This window comes from Staphylococcus sp. FSL W8-0304, from assembly GCF_038006565.1.
In the GTDB taxonomy this organism is placed as follows: Bacteria; Bacillota; Bacilli; order Staphylococcales; family Staphylococcaceae; genus Staphylococcus; species Staphylococcus epidermidis.
In genome coordinates this window covers 2,431,339-2,450,779 of sequence record NZ_JBBOVL010000001.1, presented here as the reverse complement: position 1 = coordinate 2,450,779, position 19,441 = coordinate 2,431,339, and the positions used below count along the sequence as shown (strand labels likewise).

The following is a 19,441-nucleotide window of genomic DNA, read 5'->3' as shown; positions in this document are numbered from 1 at the left end:
TGATATTAATTCTCTATCAAAAGATATGATTGATGTCTATAAACAACCGTAGCAATATTGTTATATATAATATAGGATTGTGAGTGAAGCCTGGGGCATAGATTATCGATGTCCCAGGCTTTCATAACATACAATCAGTCAAATGATAGAATTAAAAATATACACACATATCAAACCATTTTTTACAAGAGGATGGGGCCCCAACAAAGAGAATTTCACTGAGAAATTCAACAAGCAAAGCAAGTTGGGGATGGGGCCCCAACAAAGAGAATTTCACTGAGAAATTCAACAAGCAAAGCAAGTTGGGGATGGGCCCCAACAAAGAGAATTTCACTGTAAATTCTACCTTTCTTGCCCCTTTATTTGATTAATTTATTTTATCTGAAGTAGATGGGTGCACTGAAAGTGTGACAATAGAACTAACAAGTAATGCAAGTATCGTTAAGGAAGCCATAAGCATAATGACAATTTGTCCCATAATTAAGCTAATGATTACTAAAAACCCCCACATCATCAGTGCACTTATTTGTAATATCGCCGATATGATTCTACATGCAAGATGATTAAATATACCTAATATGAGTGCTGGTAAAGCCATTATAACTATTGTCGTAATGGCTATGAGTACTGTATAAGGTTCGTTATAGTTGATTGTGTGTGGGCCTGTTGGATATTTTGCTAAAACAAGTACTAAGCCGATGGTGGATAGTATTGCTAAGATAATAAATGTTAAACGTATCTTCATAATGATTTTCCTCATTTCTTTTTATTTAGAAAAAATATATATGCTATATTAATTTTATTGTGTAATAAATATATTGAATTGTCAAAATAGCGAAGGCATGTTTCAAAAAGATGGGGTGATGAAATTAACTCGAATATCAAAAACAAGCCCAAAAAAGATGTTAGTACAACATCTTTTTTGGGCAAGTAAAATAATGTGATATAGAAAAAACATTTTGTTTTATTTATTAAATACTTCTGTGTCTATTCCTTTTTTCTTAAGGAAAGTAGTAATTTTATCTTGTTGTTTTTTATTTACATCACCTGAATATTTTGTGGCTACATCAACAACGTTAATTGAATTTTGTGGTTGGTAGTTTAATTTCTCAATGTCTTCATCTACATTTGAAATGGTACTATTTAAAGCGTGAAAATAATTAATTATGCGATCTGTTGGATCTTTATATTCTTCAGGGATGTGATTGTTTTTTATAAATTTTTTGAAATGTAAATCGTTCTTAACTGCTAAATTGGATAACTTGCTAAGACGATCAGCTTGTGATTCTGTGATTTTAGGATTACTATCACTTTGTTTATCTAATTTATGTTGCATGACATACTTATTATCAAGTACATCGCTATTCGCTTGTAAATATTTTTCTAAAGCTTGCTTCATCTCTTTTTCGCTAATTTTTTGTCCCTTTTTGTTTGAAGAAAAGATATCTTTTTCCTTTAAAGTTTTAGCGTTTTTAGGTGCATGAGCGTTGCTGTGATGCTCTTGATTATTGTTATCGTTCGTATTTGAGCATGCTGCAAGTGTTAAAGACAACGCTAGTATCAAGTATGTAATGACTCTCTTTTTCATAGAATTGAGTAACTCCTTTTACGTCTCTATCATTAAACAGTGTTTTAAATTTATACATCTATTAGAGTATCATTTATCGAAAAATATTTGAATATTTTAGAACTACATTTACTGTTAGATATGACTAAGATATGACTAAATTATGGCGGATTATATGAATGATATACCTGTTTCAATAGGCTTTTTTATAATAAAAAACAGAGCTCCAACATGGGAACTCTGTGAAGTTAAAATATTTATGATAAATAACGTTTTAAAAATTAATTTCTAATTATATAATCGAATGCATTAAGTGCGGCATTAGCACCAGCACCCATAGAAATAATAATTTGCTTATTTTTTTGATCGGTAACGTCACCAGCTGCAAAGATACCAGGAACGTTTGTTGCGTTATCGCGATTAATCATAACCTCGCCACGTTCATTTAATTCGACAGCATTTTGCAACCAAGATGTATTAGGAACTAATCCAATCTGTACAAATATTCCATCTAAATTAACTACTTGTGACTCTCCGGTAGTCATATCTTCATAGCTAATACCTGTAACGTAATCGTCACCAATTACTTCTGTTGTTTTAGCACTCGTTTTAATATCAACATTAGGTAGTGAGCGTAAACGTTCTTGTAATACGCTATCAGCTTTTAATTCAGAAGCGTATTCAAATAATGTTACGTGTTTAACGATGCCGGCTAAATCAATAGCTGCTTCTACACCAGAGTTACCACCACCGATGACAGCAACATCTTTATTTTCAAATAAAGGTCCGTCACAGTGAGGGCAGAAAGCCACGCCTTTATTGATTAGACGGTCTTCGCCTGGGATGTTTAGTTTACGCCAACTTGCACCTGTGGAAATGATGACAGTTTTACTTTCTAAAACAGCATCATTTTCTAAAGTTACGCGAATAGCTGAATCTGTTTTTTCGATATTTGTAGCACGAATACCAGTCATTGTATCAATATCATATTGTGCAATATGTTCTGCAAGATTTGATGAGAACTCTGAACCTGTCGTTTCTTTAACAGTGATGAAGTTCTCGATACCAGCAGTATCATTAACTTGACCACCAATTCGATCAGCGACAATACCTGTACGTAGCCCTTTACGTGCTGTATAAATTGCAGCACTACCACTTGCAGGTCCGCCACCAACGATTAACACGTCATAAGGATCTTTATCGTTGAATTCAGAGGCATCTTGCGTGCTTCCTAATTTAGTTAAAATATCTTGAACTGTCATGCGTCCATTACCAAATTCTTGACCATCTAAGAAGACGGCAGGAACTGCCATAATGTTTTCAGATTCTTCACGGAAAACAGCGCCATCAATCATAGTATGAGTAATGTTAGGATTAATAACACTCATTAGGTTTAATGCTTGAACGACGTCAGGACACTTTTGACAAGTAAGACTTACAAAGGTTTCGAAATGAAATGGACCTTCGAGCCCTTTAATTTGATCAATAATGGATTGCTTTTCTTTAGGTGCGCGACCACTCACTTGTAGTATAGCTAATACTAAAGAGTTGAATTCATGGCCTAAAGGTATGCCAGCAAAGGTAATACCTGTTTCTTCACCAGGGCGATTAACTGAAAAACTTGGTGTACGTTTTAAAGATTTTTCAGTTATTGTTATGTGTGCTGACATCTCAGCCATCTCATTTAATAATTCTTTGAGTTCGTTTGATTTATCATCAGAGCCTAGGCTGGCAACGAATTCAACGTCGCCTTCCATAAGCTCAAGTAATTGTTGTAATTGTTGCTTTAAATCAGCATTAAGCATATTTTAATGCCTCCTTAGATTTTACCTACTAAGTCTAAACCAGGTTGTAATGATTCTGAACCTTCTTCCCATTTAGCTGGGCAAACTTCACCTGGATGTTGACGTACATATTGAGCGGCTTTAATTTTGTTAACTAATGTACTTGCGTCACGTCCGATTCCGTCAGCATTGATTTCTGCTGCTTGTACCACACCATCAGGGTCGATAATGAAAGTACCACGTTGTGCTAGACCAGTTTCTTCATCCAACACATCGAAATTGCGAGTGATTGTTTGAGAAGGATCACCAATCATGCTGTATTCTAGTTTGCTGATTGCATCAGAATGGTCATGCCAAGCTTTGTGTACGAAGTGTGTATCTGTTGATACTGAGTACACGTTAACACCTAATTCTTGTAATTTAGCGTATTGATTTTGTAAATCTTCTAATTCAGTAGGGCATACGAATGAGAAGTCAGCAGGATAGAAACATACAACGTTCCAAGAACCTTTAAGATCTTCTTGAGTAACTTCTTTAAACTCATCTTTTTTTGGATCGTAAGCTTGTGCTGTGAAAGGTAAAATTTCTTTGTTAATTAAAGACATAGATAAATTCCTCCTGAAAAGTTAAGTGTTAATTAGAATTACTTAAAAATAATTGTTTGTTTATAATAATTCTAATCTCTTGTTTAGTATTATTACATCTTGGCATTGAATAGTCAACTTTAGAAGTTCTTAAAATCTATGAAAGTATAAAAAAGCTATAATTAAGCCATTTTAAATCCTTCATTAATTAAAGAATAACGAGTGAAAAAAGTTGAAAATCCAATGTGAAACTGAAATTTTCAAATGTGTATGACATTGAATCTCAGTTATCATTCTCAACTATGGTTATTTTATTGATAATGAAGTGTAATTTTATTACTACTTCATATATATAATAACATGTATCATACATGGATTTCCCTTTTTAGCATCTGTATAAAACAGAAAGAGTTATTTCCACAAGTTGTTATGACTTTCTGTGAAAATAACCCTATTAAACTTACTTTATTTATTAACCGAAAATGACACCTTACCGATACCACTATATTCAGCACGGTACGTGCCATATTCTAATTTTAATGGAGATATAAAAGTTCCAGATGAAATGATATCTCCTTTTTTAAGTTGTTTGCCGTGCGTGTGTAGTTTTTTAATTAGCCAATGAATAGCGTTTAAAGGATTTCCGAGTACTTCGGATGATTCTCCTGTGGCGATACATTTATCATCTTTATATAAATTTAAATGTACATTAGCAAATGCATCATTATCAAGGCCGTCTACAGAGTCACCTACTACGACAAGTCCTGTTGCGGTATTATCTGATATTAAATCTGATAAAGTAAAATTTGGAAACCAATTTTTATATCTTGCATCTGGAATTTCAATGCCTGGCGCGATACGGGTATGATATCTAATTGTTTCTAAATCAGCATCATAAGGTAAGTCTTCCTGCACTATAAAGATAATTTCTGGTTCTAGTAATGGTGAAAATAATTCAGAAAGAGAGACTGAGGCACCATCATTAACAATTTGGTTAGATAAGAGTGTTCCATATGCTGGTTCGTTAGTGTTAGCAATTGCTTGCGTTGCCTTGCTAGTCATACTAACTTTATACCCTGTAACAGTCGAACGGTCTTTGAAAGTTAATTGGTCAATTAGTTCTTCTTGTACATGATATGCTTCTTCTTCGTTTAATTGGTAGTTCTCGCTAATGAAATCGATGGGTTTTTTATATCTATAAGCTTTAAATAAAACCTTAGCAACTTCTTTATTTGTTAGTGTCATATTGTATCCCCCTAAATTATCTGAAAATTGATACTTTTATGATAACTTCTAAATATGAAGTGTGCAAATCTATTTAAATATACTTCATTTAGGGTATAAAATAATTAATAACGTAAATTTTGATAGGAGTGGGTATAGTGTCAGATTATGTTTATGAGTTGATGAAACAACATCATTCAGTTAGAAAATTTAAGGATCAACCACTTAGTTCTGAGACGGTAGAAAAATTAGTAGAGGCGGGACAGAGTGCTTCTACATCCAGTTATCTTCAAACTTATTCTATTATTGGTGTTGAAGATCCAAGCATTAAAGCGCGTTTAAAGGAAGTGTCAGGTCAACCTTATGTTTTAGATAATGGTTATTTATTTGTATTTGTTTTAGATTATTATCGTCATCATTTAGTAGATGAAGTTGCGGCGTCAAATATGGAGACATCGTATGGTTCTGCAGAAGGACTATTAGTGGGTACAATAGATGTTGCATTAGTTGCACAAAACATGGCAGTTGCTGCCGAAGATATGGGGTATGGAATTGTTTATTTAGGGTCATTGCGTAATGATGTTGCGCGAGTGCGTGAAATTTTAAATTTACCTGATTATACGTTTCCGTTATTTGGTATGGCAGTTGGTGAACCTTCTGATGAAGAAAATGGGTCACCTAAACCGCGCTTGCCATTTAAACATATTTTTCATAAAGATCAGTATGATGCAAATCATCACCAACAACGTAAAGAATTGGAAGCATACGACCAAGTAGTGAGTGAATATTATAAAGAACGTACCCACGGTGTGCGTACAGAAAATTGGTCACAACAAATAGAAACATTTCTAGGACGTAAAACACGTTTAGATATGTTAGATGAATTGAAAAAAGCAGGATTTATTCAAAGATAAAAAGAACCTGAGACAGAAATACATGTCTCAGGCTGGGTGGGGCGAATTTTAAACACAAATTTTGCCCCGCTCTTTTTATAATTGTATATCGTAATGACCAATGACAACTTATCTTACATTTAATTTGCAGATAAATCGCCGTAATCATTTGAGTCAAATGTTTTTTTGTCCCAATGATTTGTTAAGCGTGCGGTACCTGTTCCAGCTAGCATTGAGTCATTAACGTTAAGTGCTGTACGACCCATATCGATGAGAGGTTCGATAGATATCAGTACTCCTGCTAGAGCAACTGGTAGATTAAGTGTAGATAATACGAGTATTGATGCGAATGTTGCACCGCCACCTACACCTGCAACACCAAATGAACTTATAATAACAACAGCAATAAGTGTAACAACAAATTGGAAGTCAATTTCTACATTTGCTACTGGTGCTACCATAACTGCTAGCATAGCAGGGTAGATTCCTGCACAGCCATTTTGCCCTATGGATAGACCAAAAGTTGCAGAGAAGTTTGCAATTCCCTCAGGTACACCTAAACGTTTTGTTTGCGTTTGAACATTTAATGGTAATGCACCTGCACTTGATCGTGAAGTAAATGCGAAGATTAGTACTTCTATTGTCTTTTTCACGTATTTAAAGGGATTGATACCTAAGACACTCAGTATAATTAAATGGATGATATACATTGTGATTAGAGCTGCGTATGAAGCAATTAAGAATTTACCTAACGTCCAAATTGCAGAAAAATCGCTTGTCGCAAGAGTAGAAGCCATAATAGCTAAAATTCCATAAGGCGTTAATCGTAAAACAAAAGTTACGATAGCCATAACGATAGAATAGATTGCTTCTATACCACGTTTAAGTAAGCTTCCATGTTCCGGTTGTTTTCTTGCAACTCTAAGATAAGCAAAGCCCACAAACGTTGCAAAAATAACAACTGCAATTGTCGAAGTTGTACGTTGTCCTGTGAAATCTAAAAATGGATTGCTTGGGAATACTTCGAGAATTTGTTGTGGTAAAGTGTTTGCAGTTAAATCTTTAGCTTGTTTTGAAATTTCTGTACCACGTGAATGTTCTGCGCTACCTAAATCAATAGACGATGCATCTAAACCAAAGATCAAAGCGTAAAAAATTCCGACGATAGCTGCGATGGCTACAGTACCAATTAAAAACATAAAAATATAAGAACCGATCTTAGCGAATTTTTCACCAATTTGTATTTTGCTAAAAGCGGCAACAATTGAAATGAATATTAGTGGCATGACAATCATTTGTAATAGTGCAACATAACCATCCCCGACAATACTAAACCAGTCTGTTGATTGTTCGAGAGTTTTAGACTCTGCACCATATATGAGGTGTAATACAATGCCAAATACGATACCTATTCCTAAAGCGGTAAAGACGCGTTTAGGGAATGAAACGTGTTTTCTTGCCATAATATTTAACATAACTAGGAAAACAAGTAACACGATGACATTAATTACTGTAAAAAGTATTTCCATATCAATATATAGCTCCTTTTATAATTTTAGTATTCCGACATATGTAATAAGAATAAAGGGGGTTAAGAAGAAATTCAAGTTGTTGATTTATAGTTTTCTGATTCACTTAAAGTTGAATGGTGTGAAGGTGATTACTAGAACAATGAAAAATTGGAAGTTTATGTTTATTAGAAAAGTGAGCAAAGAGGACATAAAGAGATTTACATTAATAAAAAAGACGCGTGCAATCATGCTATAAGAAGACATGATTGCGCGCGTTTTTTATTTAATATTATGAATAGGCATGAGTCAGCTATGAATACAAGTCATTTATAAGTTAAATAGACGTGCAAAGAAACCTTTCTTCTCTTCTTTAGGTTGTTGTTGGTAAGTCGATTGAGAAGAAGGAGTAGCTGATGTTGATTGAGAATGAGAAATTGACTCAGATTTTTCTGAGTTAGATACACTTCCTGATTCTGACAAGAACTCGCTTGTAGACGTACTTTTTGATTTAATTTCCGATTTGCTATTTGTATTACTTTCAGATGTTATCGAGTTAGACTCGGATAGAGATGAACTCATTGAATCATTTACTGATTCAGATTGGCTTAAACTTGCTGTAGTGCTTTGACTTGCGATGTTGCTCTGAGATATTGAAGCGCTATTTGACATTGAATCAAAATGACTGCGTAATTCACTATCTTTTAATTCGTTAGCTTTAGCGATGTCTTTAGATTGTTGTTCTTGTGCTGACTGAATAGCCTCTTGAGAATTTTGGATTGATTTTAAAGACTGGGCATTCGATTCTAATTTTGTTGTAATATCAGTCTGTAATTCTTTAAGTTCCTGTTGTTGGTGATGTACTTGGTTAATCATTTGCCCTAACATTTGACGTTCTTCTCGCATTTTTTGAATTTCAGAACGTAAATCTTCAACGAGTTGTGCTACATTTTGATCAGTTGGTAATTGGCTATCCTCGTCTTTAACAATGACTTGTAAAAAGTCTTTTTCCTTTTCAAGCTCTTCAAATGCTAAATCATAACTATTCGTTTGTTTAACTTTGTTAGCGATATCTGTAAATAATTCGATGTCATCTTCTTTAAAGTCTGTGGCTTCACGACCACGATATTCTGTTTTACTAAGGTGATAGCCTCGTTCCTCTAAATGTTGTACAATTTTTCGGACCTGCTTTTCACTTAGTTCTACACGTTGAGCAAATTCTTTAGTTAACATTGAAAAAGTCCCTTCATATTTTAATTATGTATGGTGACGTTTGTCTTCGGCCAGTGAAACGTCAGTCTTACCTCATATGATAGTTTACCTTTTCTCAATATTGATTTCAAGGTGTTTTAGACAGACTATCTTAAATTCATTTCTTTTAGGAGAGGGTAAATAATTTCTCTTGAAATGCCGTTTGCAAAAACATATTTAAGAATATAATTAGATTTGACGCTTGTGCCATAAATGTCCTTTGTTAATTCAAGATTAGCTTTAATAAATAAATCTACTTTTTGTGGCGTTTCCTTTTGGTTTTGATTTGGATGAATGTAGTCAATGTCGTCCTGCTTTTCAAATTGATTTTCAAAGAGGAATTGACGACGATGTTCTAGTGCGTTTCTGAGCTTGTCATCGATGTCAACAGTCGAGGGTTCTTTTGGAACTTCTAACATGATGAAATTAATATCTCTATTATGAACTTCTTGTGATAAAAGGTTTAATTGTTTTTCTATTGCCTCTAAAGTTAAGGACATTCTTTCATCATGATTGGGGCTTTCTTTTGCGATTAAGTAAATTAAAAATGCAGAATTGGTTGTTGCTTCGTAATGCGCAGTTGCTAAGCTAACTACAGTCTGGTTTTCAATTCCAACGATAAAGGCGTAATCATTTTCTGTTTTATTGTTTTCAAGTGAGCGTTTAAAAATTTTACTATCTTCATCTAAACCAATATCCAATTTATTATCATATAATTTGAGTGCCTCGCTAAATAATGGATCTTTAGCTGATTCTATTACTTTAAATTCCATGTTATATCCTCTCCCTAATATTATTCAATCGTAGCTAATTAGCTTTATTTAATGATAAAAAAAACCATAATGTCTGCTCGACTAAACAAACATTATGGTGCAATGCTTTTATAATGTAGAAATAAAATTATGCTTTAGGCCCTTCAGACTCTGCGGCATAATGAGTAATATCCACTTCTTTATATGCAGCATTATTATCTTCAACTTCATCATGAGAAGAACGATCACTTTTAGCAACAACGAGCATTTTATCGTTTAAAATATCTTGTTTATATCCTTCTAGTTCATTGTCAGTTAAATCATAACGAGATAATACTGCTTCTTCTCCATCTTCACCTGTAAGTAAACGAGACATACGGTCACTAAATGAGCCACTTGTAGCCATTAATGAGATTTGAGAGTTGTGTAAATCATCTAAGTGCAACTTACTTTTACTGATAACAGCTAATTCTGTCTCTAAATAACCTTCAGATTTTTTTTGATTGATGACTTTATATAATTCGTCTTGGTTATTCACTACAGTAATTTTTGCCATGATTATCGCCCCTTTTAAAAATGTTGTCTTACATGGTTATACCCTAGTCTAATTTAATAAAACTATTACACAGATAATTATATAATTTTGTGTTAAAACATTTCAATGATAATTCATCCTTTAATATAACGCTTACACTGAATTTTGATGCTTTTTGAATCGTGAACATCTCTTTAATTATATTGAAAATACAACAAAAATTTGCTATTATCATTAAATAATTTATATGACTCATATAATCTAGAGAATATGGCTTTAGAAGTTTCTACCGTGTCGCCATAAACGACACGACTATGAGTAACAATCCAATACATTAAGAGCAGTTTAAATCGCTAAAGCAACATAAAAGTAAAACGCATTTGGTATAACTGGAAACAAGTGAGGATACACATAAGCCTGTATAAATTGAGTGCAATTGTTTGAGGTTTATCAAATTTAATAAGCGTTTTTAGGACTACGTATGCGTATCTTCTTCTTAATTTGCTTTAAGGCAAAGTATTGCACGTTCACTCATAGATCCTGAAACTATTAATGGTAGTTTGAGGTTTTTTTGTATCTAGGAATCGAATTTGAATTTACTTGAGGAGGTTTTTTGAGTGGAGTCGTTAGGACAAAAAGTCAAAGAAGATGGCGTTGTCATCGATGAGAAAATTTTGAAAGTAGATGGATTTTTAAATCATCAAATTGATGCAAAGTTGATGAATGATGTAGGTAAAACATTTTATGAGTCTTTCAAAGACGCTGGTATTACTAAAATTTTAACTATTGAAGCTTCTGGTATTGCGCCTGCTATTATGGCTTCTTTTCATTTTGATGTTCCTTGTCTATTTGCTAAAAAAGCTAAACCTAGTACTTTGAAAGATGGCTTTTATAGCACGGATATTCATTCATTCACAAAAAATAAAACGAGTACAGTCATTGTATCTGAAGAGTTTTTAGGTCCAGACGATAAAGTACTTATCATTGATGACTTTTTAGCTAATGGCGATGCTTCGCTAGGTCTTAATGACATTGTAAAACAAGCAAATGCGACGACAGTTGGCGTGGGTATTGTGGTTGAAAAAAGTTTCCAAAATGGGCGCCAACGTTTAGAAGATGCAGGCTTATATGTATCTTCACTTTGTAAGGTAGCTTCATTAAAAGGCAATAAGGTAACTCTTTTAGGTGAAGCCTAATGAAAAATTTCATATTAAGTGTGCAACATTTGTTAGCGATGTATGCAGGGGCGATTCTTGTTCCTATTATTGTGGGGACAAGCTTAAAATTTTCAGCTGAAGAAATTGCTTATCTAGTTACGGTTGATATATTTATGTGCGGGGTAGCGACATTTCTTCAAGCGAATAAAGTCACAGGGACTGGATTACCGATTGTACTAGGATGTACGTTTACTGCTGTTGCACCTATGATACTCATCGGTCAAACCAAAGGACTTGATGTTTTATATGGTTCGCTTTTAATATCCGGTATCTTAGTTGTTTTAATTGCGCCTTTTTTCTCTTATTTAGTTAAATTCTTCCCACCTGTTGTAACAGGAAGTGTCGTGACAATTATTGGAATCAATTTAATGCCAGTTGCAATGAATTACTTGGCAGGTGGCGAAGGAGCGAAAAATTATGGCGATACTAAGAATTTAATGTTAGGTGGTATTACACTACTCATTATTCTTATTTTACAAAGATTTACAAAGGGCTTCTTGAAATCAATTGCGATACTTATAGGATTGGCAATAGGTACTGCTTTAGCTGGTATATTTGGAATGGTTGATATCAAACAAGTGGGCGATGCACATTGGTTTGGATTCCCTGTTCCATTCAGATTTTCTGGTTTTGGCTTTGATGTAAGCTCGATACTTGTATTTTTCATTGTTGCAGTTGTAAGTTTAATTGAATCTACTGGTGTCTATCATGCACTGAGTGAAATTACTGGTAGAAAATTAGAAAGAAAAGATTTTCGAAAAGGGTATACTGCGGAAGGTCTAGCAATCATTTTAGGTTCAATATTTAATGCGTTTCCTTACACTGCATATTCCCAAAATGTAGGTCTTGTTTCTTTATCAGGAGCTAAAAAGAACAATGTGATATATGGAATGGTTATTCTTTTACTAATTTGTGGTTGTATACCTAAATTAGGTGCTTTAGCTAATATTATTCCATTGCCGGTTTTAGGTGGGGCAATGATAGCAATGTTTGGAATGGTTATGGCATACGGTGTTAGTATTTTGGGTAACATTAATTTCCAAAATCAAAATAATTTATTAATTATTGCAATTTCAGTAGGGTTAGGTGCTGGTATTAGTGCAGTACCTCAAGCATTTAAAGGATTAGGAGAACAATTTGCTTGGTTAACTCAAAATGGTATAGTGCTTGGCGCAATTTCTGCAATCATCTTAAATTTCTTTTTTAATGGTATAAAGTATAAACAAACCGAAGAAGATGTGAAATAATGTAACTAAGTATAAATAAAATTGGAGGCTGTTTTTAATGTGGGAAAATAAATTTGCTAAAGAATCTTTAACATTTGACGACGTGTTACTCATTCCAGCTGCATCAGATGTTTTACCAAGCGATGTTGACTTAAGTGTCAAATTATCAGATAAGATCAAATTAAACATTCCTGTTATCTCAGCAGGTATGGATACAGTAACTGAATCAAAAATGGCGATTGCTATGGCTCGTCAAGGCGGTTTAGGTGTTATCCATAAGAATATGGGCGTCGAAGAGCAAGCTGATGAGGTACAAAAGGTTAAACGTTCAGAAAATGGTGTTATTTCTAACCCGTTCTTCTTAACACCGGACGAAAGTGTGTATGAGGCTGAAGCATTAATGGGCAAATACCGTATCTCTGGTGTACCTATTGTCGATAATCAAGAGGATCGCAAGTTGATTGGTATTTTAACAAATCGTGATTTACGTTTTATTGAAGATTTTTCAATTAAAATATCAGATGTAATGACGAAAGATGATTTAATAACAGCTCCAGTTGGTACGACTTTAGATGAAGCCGAAGCTATTCTTCAAAAACATAAGATTGAGAAACTTCCATTAGTAGAAAATGGTCGTTTAGAAGGATTAATCACGATTAAAGATATTGAAAAAGTACTTGAATTCCCATATGCAGCTAAAGATGAACATGGTAGATTGTTAGCTGCAGCAGCAATCGGTACGTCTAAAGATACTGAAATTCGTGCACAAAAATTAGTTGAAGCTGGCGTAGATGCGTTAATTATTGATACGGCTCATGGTCATTCTAAAGGCGTTATTAATCAAGTTAAACACATTAAGGAAACATATCCTGAAATTACTGTTGTCGCAGGTAACGTAGCGACTGCAGAGGCAACACGTACTTTATTTGAAGCAGGTGCCGATGTTGTTAAAGTAGGTATTGGTCCAGGGTCAATTTGTACGACACGTGTTGTTGCAGGTGTAGGTGTGCCTCAAATTACAGCAGTTTATGATTGTGCTACAGAAGCCCGTAAGCATGGTAAGGCTATTATTGCTGATGGTGGTATTAAGTTCTCAGGTGATATTATCAAAGCATTAGCTGCTGGTGGTCATGCGGTTATGTTAGGTAGTTTGTTAGCTGGTACAGAAGAAAGTCCTGGTGCAACTGAGGTATTCCAAGGTAGACAATATAAAGTTTATCGCGGTATGGGATCTTTAGGTGCTATGGAAAAAGGTTCAAATGATCGTTACTTCCAAGAAGATAAGACGCCAAGAAAATTTGTTCCTGAAGGTATTGAAGGTCGCACAGCTTATAAAGGACCATTACAAGATACAATCTATCAACTTATGGGTGGCGTTAGAGCTGGTATGGGTTATACTGGTTCAGAAAACCTAAAAAAATTACGTGAAGAAGCACAATTTACACGTATGGGACCAGCTGGCTTAGCTGAAAGTCATCCTCACAATGTTCAAATTACGAAAGAATCACCAAACTATTCTTTCTAGTGTTAAACTTTGAATGATGAATTAATCATTTGTAGGAACGCGCTTAATTCTTAAAACAAAAATGCTTAATGATACGGTAACAATACTTAAAGCTATCATTTAGGGCATTGATAGGCGCGTTTCTCTTACTTTTACATAAAATAAAACAATAAAGGAGATTCATGACTATGGAAATGGCGAAAGAGCAAGAGCTGATTCTTGTTTTAGACTTTGGTAGCCAATATAACCAGTTAATTACGCGTCGTATCCGTGAGATGGGCGTTTATAGTGAATTACATGATCACGAAATTTCTATTGAAGAAATTAAACGAATGAATCCTAAAGGTATCATTCTTTCAGGTGGTCCAAATTCAGTGTATGAAGAGGGGTCATTTACTATAGACTCTGAAATTTATAATTTAGGTATTCCAGTTTTAGGTATTTGTTATGGTATGCAATTAACGACTAAGCTTTTAGGTGGTAAAGTTGAGCGTGCCAATGAGCGTGAATATGGCAAAGCTACAATTAACGCTAAATCAGATGAACTTTTCTTTGGCTTACCTTCTGAACAAACAGTATGGATGAGTCATTCTGATAAAGTAATTGAAATTCCTGAAGGATTTGAAGTAATCGCAGATAGTCCAAGTACTAATTATGCAGCTATTGAAGATAAAACACGTCGTATTTACGGTGTACAATTCCATCCAGAAGTACGTCACACTGAATATGGGAACGACTTACTAAGAAACTTCGTTCGCCGTGTTTGTAATTGTACAGGGGAATGGACGATGGAGAATTTCATTGAAATTGAAATTGAGAAAATTCGTCAACAAGTAGGTAATCGTAAAGTATTATGTGCAATGAGTGGTGGAGTAGATTCATCCGTAGTTGCTGTACTTTTACATAAGGCAATCGGCGACCAACTAACATGTATTTTTGTGGACCATGGTCTTTTACGTAAAGGTGAAGGTGACATGGTCATGGAGCAATTCGGTGAAGGTTTTGATATGAATATTATTCGTGTTAATGCTCAAGAACGCTTCATGAGTAAACTAAAAGGTGTTTCTGATCCAGAACGTAAACGTAAAATCATTGGTAACGAGTTTGTATATGTCTTTGATGACGAAGCTGCGAAATTAACAGATGTAGATTTCTTAGCTCAAGGTACGTTATATACGGATGTGATTGAATCAGGTACTAAGACAGCTCAAACAATTAAATCTCACCACAATGTAGGTGGATTACCTGAAGACATGGAATTTGAACTTATTGAACCGATCAATACATTATTCAAAGATGAAGTGCGTGCATTAGGAATAGAATTAGGTATACCTGAACACTTAGTTTGGAGACAACCATTCCCAGGACCTGGATTAGGTATCCGTGTACTTGGAGAAATTACTGAAGATAAGCTTAAAATTGTTCGTGAATCAGATGCGATTTTACGTGAAGTGATTCGTGAGGAAGGTCTTGAAAGAGACATCTGGCAATACTTTACAGTACTTCCAGGTATTCAATCGGTCGGTGTCATGGGAGACTACCGTACGTATGATCATACTGTAGGTATTCGTGCGGTAACATCCATCGATGGCATGACTAGTGACTTTGCTAGAATTGATTGGGAAGTCTTACAAAAGATTTCAAGTCGAATTGTCAATGAGGTGGACCACGTTAATCGCGTTGTCTATGACATTACCTCTAAGCCACCAAGTACAATTGAGTGGGAATAGAATATATATAAATATTAAACCCTTTAACCGCAATGGTTAGAGGGTTGTTTTTGTATTTTCGAAGTTGGAAAAAGCGTAAAAATATTATTGATGAAAATGTATTAGGTATTAATGAATAACTATTTTTATTAACCAATTCAGCTAATGGTGACGGAAACTAAGGAAATTGTTATAAAACGTAGTGAATATAAGGAAAACCCACAAAATGGTAAAGTGCAACTTGTTTATAATGAATATGTATAGCTAGTAGAAGGCCAAACTAAGCCAAGTGATTGTTTGAAAGTTCGTGATGATATGCTTGGGTAGTATCATAAACTATTTACTGAGAGAAAAGATTTTACAGGTGATACTCCGGTAATTGTTAATATTGGTGAATGGGGTGAAGGCGATGAAGAAGATACACAGAGAGAGCTAGATAAAATAAAAGAAAACTATCCTAATAGAACTATGATTGTTGATGATATACCGTTAGGCGACTAAATAGAGCCTATCTGATAATATTCAGATGGTCATTTTTTGGTTTTTAATTGCGGGGTTATTTTGTTATTATTTAAATTAATTAATAAATTATAATTTAAAAGGAGTGATAATATGTTGAAAAATGTTAAATATCCTCATGCTAAGATATTATTTGATATTGTAGGCATTATTTCAAGTATTAGTATTTTATTATTAATAGCTTTTAATTTATATTTAAAATTCGAAAGTAATGGAAATGTAGAGATAGGAGTTAAGTGGAACGAGAGTAGTTTATATATAGGACTTACTTTGTTAGTTTTTATCATTTTGTGCGCCATTATCTCTTATGTTCTTAAGTTTATTAAAAGGAATTAAATTAAAAATAAAAGGAGAACGGTAATTGGATAAAGTTAATTACTTTTTAAAAGCATTGGTATTAGCATTTATGATTCGTTGTACAATGAACTATTTACTTCCGTCACCTGAAAAATTATTGTTTAGATTTTTAGATGGACTTACTTTTGGTGTTTTATTATGGTTTTTAATATTTTGGTTTATTGGATTTTTTAAAAAGTATTCAAAAAAATAAATTGCTCAATTATGTCTATTTTAAAATTGTTAAGGGTTCAGAGACTCGTTGTCAATAAAGCAATTGGAATAAATAAATCTTATATATATTAATTTAATTCCAATTATAAATAAATATAAAAGGTCGATTTTATCGGTTTATAATGTTATTTTAATTCATATACATAATATATATATATAAGGAGATGTTGAATTTGAAAAAATTATTAACTTCGACAGTGGCAATTTCAGTTTTGCTGAGTACCTTTAACCAGTCTTTTGTATCAGCAGATGAAACAAATCCGAAAAATAACGAGCAGCAGCAATTATCAGATGTAACGAAAGGAGAAAGATTAAGTGCTTCTCAACAAAAAGAAATTGATAAAGATTTTGTAGAGAGTGGTTGGCAAAAGAAAAAAACAGTTGATGGTTCAACTATTTATACTATGGATGATGCAACGATGATTGCAAAAATGAAAGAAAATGCAACGGTTGAACAAAGAAAGCAAATTGAAAAAATAGAAAAAGAACAGCCATCAGAATCATTTAGGGCTAAGAAAGGTGTAAATTCATTTAAAATTTCAAAAAATGGTAATTTCACGTTAAAAATGAATAAAACAGTAACATTAATGGTCGCTGGCGGTGGAGGATCTGTTGCTGGTTCGTTAGTTGCTTTGATTCCAGGCGTAGGTTGGAGTATTGCTGGTGCGTTAGCTTCAACTTTAGTAGGGATATTTGCAGGAGAGACTATTAAAGGAGGAGTAGAAGTTAAAGGTTTAATTCGTAATACTCAACCTAAAGTTCTTGTATATAGTTGGAAGTATCAATAAAAAGAGAGGTCTTATTATGTTGATATACTTAAAAAGCACATTTCTTAATTTGGATAGTGTTCTTCTTGGAGTAAGTATTTTTATCTCAGTTTTTTTAAGTTCTCTTATTATAAAAAACTCGAATGCTAATACTTCATTAAGGGTAATACTTGTTTCAGTGTTTTCCTTAATTTTATTTATAATAATATATGGAGTATTAAAATTGTTGTTTTCTAATTAGTTTATATATAGATGTTACTATTTTGAAACGAGTGAAAACGAGTTTCTTCTAGTCTTGATACTATATAGAAATCATACAGAGATGAAAAAGAAATGTAAATATGACGTATAAACTTTTTACAAACACAAAAGTAAGCGTTTTCTATTTACATTTAGAGCCATTTATAAGATAATAAACGCAGCTACTGAAATTTACTACTCAAAATCGAGTATCCTTTAAATTGACTGTATCCGTTGGGTGCAGTTTTTTTAACTTGTCAAAACTTGACATTTCATAAAGTTACAAACAGATTTAAAAGTACGCTTGTAACCAGTACCTTAAAATAGGTAAGTGGTTTGATATTAGAATAAAGGGTGCCTCAAATTAGGGGTACCTTTTTGTGTATAACCGAACCCAATGTGGTTTCGTTAAATGTGTCCGTAAGTGGACGTATTATCTACTTAGCTTAATATCCTCAAATTTGGGGATATTGATTTATACACAGCCCAAATGTGGATTCAATAATAGAACTGAATAGCTCTATATATTTACTCGGCTCAAATGTGAGCTCAGTGATAGAATTGAATAGCTATACACATTCAATATGCTCAAATGTGAGTGTAATAATTAATACAAAGGCTGACGCATTAAGTTAGTGCATTAGAAAACGAAAATATTCGTTCTCTAAAATTAAGCTGAATACAGACGAAATGTCGGCACTAGTAGATATATCAGAACGGTTATTCAGAAAACGACAATATCTGTTTTCTAATTTCTGAAAAGCTGAATGTGGCTTGTCTAACTTATATATTTATGTAGTGAGAAATAAAATTTTGAAGTATTTTAGTTCATGAGCTGATGTAACAATTTGTGACGGTAGCTACATGAGTAATTTGATAAAGAGTGTAGGGAAACACGACGCCCTTTGTTAGTTGATCTAAGTGGGGAATAAACGAAACGCTTCCTTATTCATGAGGTCGTGAAAAGTTACTTCATAGATGAATTATAACCTAGCAACCGCTTCGATATATAAGCACATTCACGATTTAAGCATATGTTAATACATGAGTGCAGTCCTAAATTAGGATTGCAGCATTTATCAGCTTGTTTATTTGAGGGCGATGAAGAAGATACACAGAGAGCAACAGATAAAATAAATGAAAACTATCCTAATAGAACAATGATTGTTGATGATATACCGTTAGAGGATTAAATAGAGCCTATCTGAAAATATTCAGATGGGCATTTTTGATTTTAATTGTGATATTATTTTATTAGTATTTAAATTGATTAATAAATGATAATCTAAAAGGGATAAGATTAAAAAATAATAGGAGAATGGTAATTGGACAAAGTTAATTACTTTTTAAAAGCTTTAGTATTGGTAATTATGGTTCGTTGTACCATGAATTATTTACTTCCGTCACCTGATACAATAACTTTTAAAATTTTAGATGGGCTTGCTTTTGGTGTTTTAACTGTATTTTTAATTAATTGGATTATTGGAATTTTTAAGAAGTATTCACAAAAATAAATCGCTCATTTATGTTGATTTTGAAATTGTTAAGAATTCTAAATATCGATATCAATAAAGCAATTGGAATAAAGCAT

The 19,441-nt window shown here is 33.4% G+C and carries 18 protein-coding genes and 1 riboswitch; of the genes, 9 read left to right on the top strand and 9 right to left on the bottom strand.

What is annotated here, in order from left to right; genetic code table 11:
* Positions 1-367: 367 nt before the first annotated feature.
* The 5 genes from NST35_RS11665 to NST35_RS11645 form a co-directional block, all read right to left on the bottom strand.
* Complete coding sequence (locus NST35_RS11665) at positions 368-745, bottom strand: hypothetical protein (protein ID WP_002437185.1); 378 nt, start codon at positions 743-745, stop codon at positions 368-370.
* Between the two features lie 219 nt (positions 746-964).
* Positions 965-1,588, bottom strand: a complete 624-nt coding sequence (locus NST35_RS11660; RefSeq protein ID WP_002456828.1) for an NDxxF motif lipoprotein — start codon at positions 1,586-1,588, stop codon at positions 965-967.
* Positions 1,589-1,848: 260 nt separating this feature from the next.
* A complete protein-coding gene (gene ahpF, locus NST35_RS11655) occupies positions 1,849-3,372 on the bottom strand; it encodes an alkyl hydroperoxide reductase subunit F (RefSeq protein ID WP_002437172.1) in 1,524 nt (507 codons plus the stop codon).
* Between the two features lie 14 nt (positions 3,373-3,386).
* Positions 3,387-3,956: an alkyl hydroperoxide reductase subunit C gene (gene ahpC / locus NST35_RS11650; protein WP_340747311.1), complete on the bottom strand. Its 570-nt coding sequence runs from the start codon at positions 3,954-3,956 to the stop codon at positions 3,387-3,389.
* Between the two features lie 444 nt (positions 3,957-4,400).
* On the bottom strand, positions 4,401-5,180 hold the full coding sequence (locus NST35_RS11645) for a 2-keto-4-pentenoate hydratase (protein ID WP_002458605.1): 780 nt from the start codon (positions 5,178-5,180) through the stop codon (positions 4,401-4,403).
* A gap of 137 nt (positions 5,181-5,317) precedes the next feature.
* On the opposite strand from NST35_RS11645, the gene NST35_RS11640 reads away from it, so the two are divergent.
* Positions 5,318-6,073: an NADPH-dependent oxidoreductase gene (locus NST35_RS11640; protein WP_002458604.1), complete on the top strand. Its 756-nt coding sequence runs from the start codon at positions 5,318-5,320 to the stop codon at positions 6,071-6,073.
* Between the two features lie 119 nt (positions 6,074-6,192).
* Here NST35_RS11640 and NST35_RS11635 read toward each other — a convergent pair whose 3' ends face one another.
* The 4 genes from NST35_RS11635 to NST35_RS11620 form a co-directional block, all read right to left on the bottom strand.
* On the bottom strand, positions 6,193-7,581 hold the full coding sequence (locus NST35_RS11635; RefSeq protein ID WP_002458603.1) for an L-cystine transporter: 1,389 nt from the start codon (positions 7,579-7,581) through the stop codon (positions 6,193-6,195).
* Between the two features lie 309 nt (positions 7,582-7,890).
* Positions 7,891-8,793 carry a hypothetical protein gene (locus NST35_RS11630; RefSeq protein ID WP_002458602.1) on the bottom strand — a complete coding sequence of 301 codons (903 nt, stop codon included), beginning with the start codon at positions 8,791-8,793 and terminating at the stop codon, positions 7,891-7,893.
* A 125-nt stretch (positions 8,794-8,918) separates the two neighbouring features.
* Positions 8,919-9,584, bottom strand: coding sequence for a hypothetical protein (locus tag NST35_RS11625; protein WP_002458601.1), 666 nt, complete (start codon positions 9,582-9,584; stop codon positions 8,919-8,921).
* Positions 9,585-9,711: 127 nt separating this feature from the next.
* The gene (locus tag NST35_RS11620; protein ID WP_002458600.1) at positions 9,712-10,119 is read right to left on the bottom strand and encodes a general stress protein; all 408 of its coding nucleotides are present in this window, start codon (positions 10,117-10,119) and stop codon (positions 9,712-9,714) included.
* 211 nt (positions 10,120-10,330) lie between these two features.
* A riboswitch (purine riboswitch) is annotated at positions 10,331-10,433 on the top strand.
* 282 nt (positions 10,434-10,715) lie between these two features.
* Between NST35_RS11620 and xpt the strand changes: the two genes are divergently transcribed.
* The 8 genes from xpt to NST35_RS11575 all read left to right on the top strand — a co-directional run bounded on the left by xpt (position 10,716) and on the right by NST35_RS11575 (position 19,364).
* On the top strand, positions 10,716-11,294 hold the full coding sequence (gene xpt / locus NST35_RS11615) for a xanthine phosphoribosyltransferase (RefSeq protein ID WP_002447704.1): 579 nt from the start codon (positions 10,716-10,718) through the stop codon (positions 11,292-11,294).
* Positions 11,294-12,562, top strand: a complete 1,269-nt coding sequence (gene pbuX / locus NST35_RS11610) for a xanthine permease PbuX (RefSeq protein WP_340747310.1) — start codon at positions 11,294-11,296, stop codon at positions 12,560-12,562. Before xpt ends, pbuX begins: the two co-directional genes overlap by 1 nt.
* Before the next feature lie 37 nt (positions 12,563-12,599).
* Positions 12,600-14,066 (top strand): IMP dehydrogenase, encoded by a 1,467-nt coding sequence (gene guaB, locus NST35_RS11605; RefSeq protein ID WP_002458599.1) that lies wholly within the window; start codon positions 12,600-12,602, stop codon positions 14,064-14,066.
* A gap of 167 nt (positions 14,067-14,233) precedes the next feature.
* Positions 14,234-15,775 carry a glutamine-hydrolyzing GMP synthase gene (gene guaA / locus NST35_RS11600; RefSeq protein WP_002458598.1) on the top strand — a complete coding sequence of 514 codons (1,542 nt, stop codon included), beginning with the start codon at positions 14,234-14,236 and terminating at the stop codon, positions 15,773-15,775.
* 859 nt (positions 15,776-16,634) lie between these two features.
* Positions 16,635-16,823: a hypothetical protein gene (locus NST35_RS11590; RefSeq protein WP_002458597.1), complete on the top strand. Its 189-nt coding sequence runs from the start codon at positions 16,635-16,637 to the stop codon at positions 16,821-16,823.
* A 193-nt stretch (positions 16,824-17,016) separates the two neighbouring features.
* Positions 17,017-17,631 (top strand): hypothetical protein, encoded by a 615-nt coding sequence (locus NST35_RS11585; RefSeq protein ID WP_002458596.1) that lies wholly within the window; start codon positions 17,017-17,019, stop codon positions 17,629-17,631.
* 1,253 nt (positions 17,632-18,884) lie between these two features.
* Positions 18,885-19,043 carry a hypothetical protein gene (locus tag NST35_RS11580; protein ID WP_032604562.1) on the top strand — a complete coding sequence of 53 codons (159 nt, stop codon included), beginning with the start codon at positions 18,885-18,887 and terminating at the stop codon, positions 19,041-19,043.
* 132 nt (positions 19,044-19,175) lie between these two features.
* Positions 19,176-19,364: a hypothetical protein gene (locus NST35_RS11575; RefSeq protein WP_002458594.1), complete on the top strand. Its 189-nt coding sequence runs from the start codon at positions 19,176-19,178 to the stop codon at positions 19,362-19,364.
* Positions 19,365-19,441: the final 77 nt, after the last annotated feature.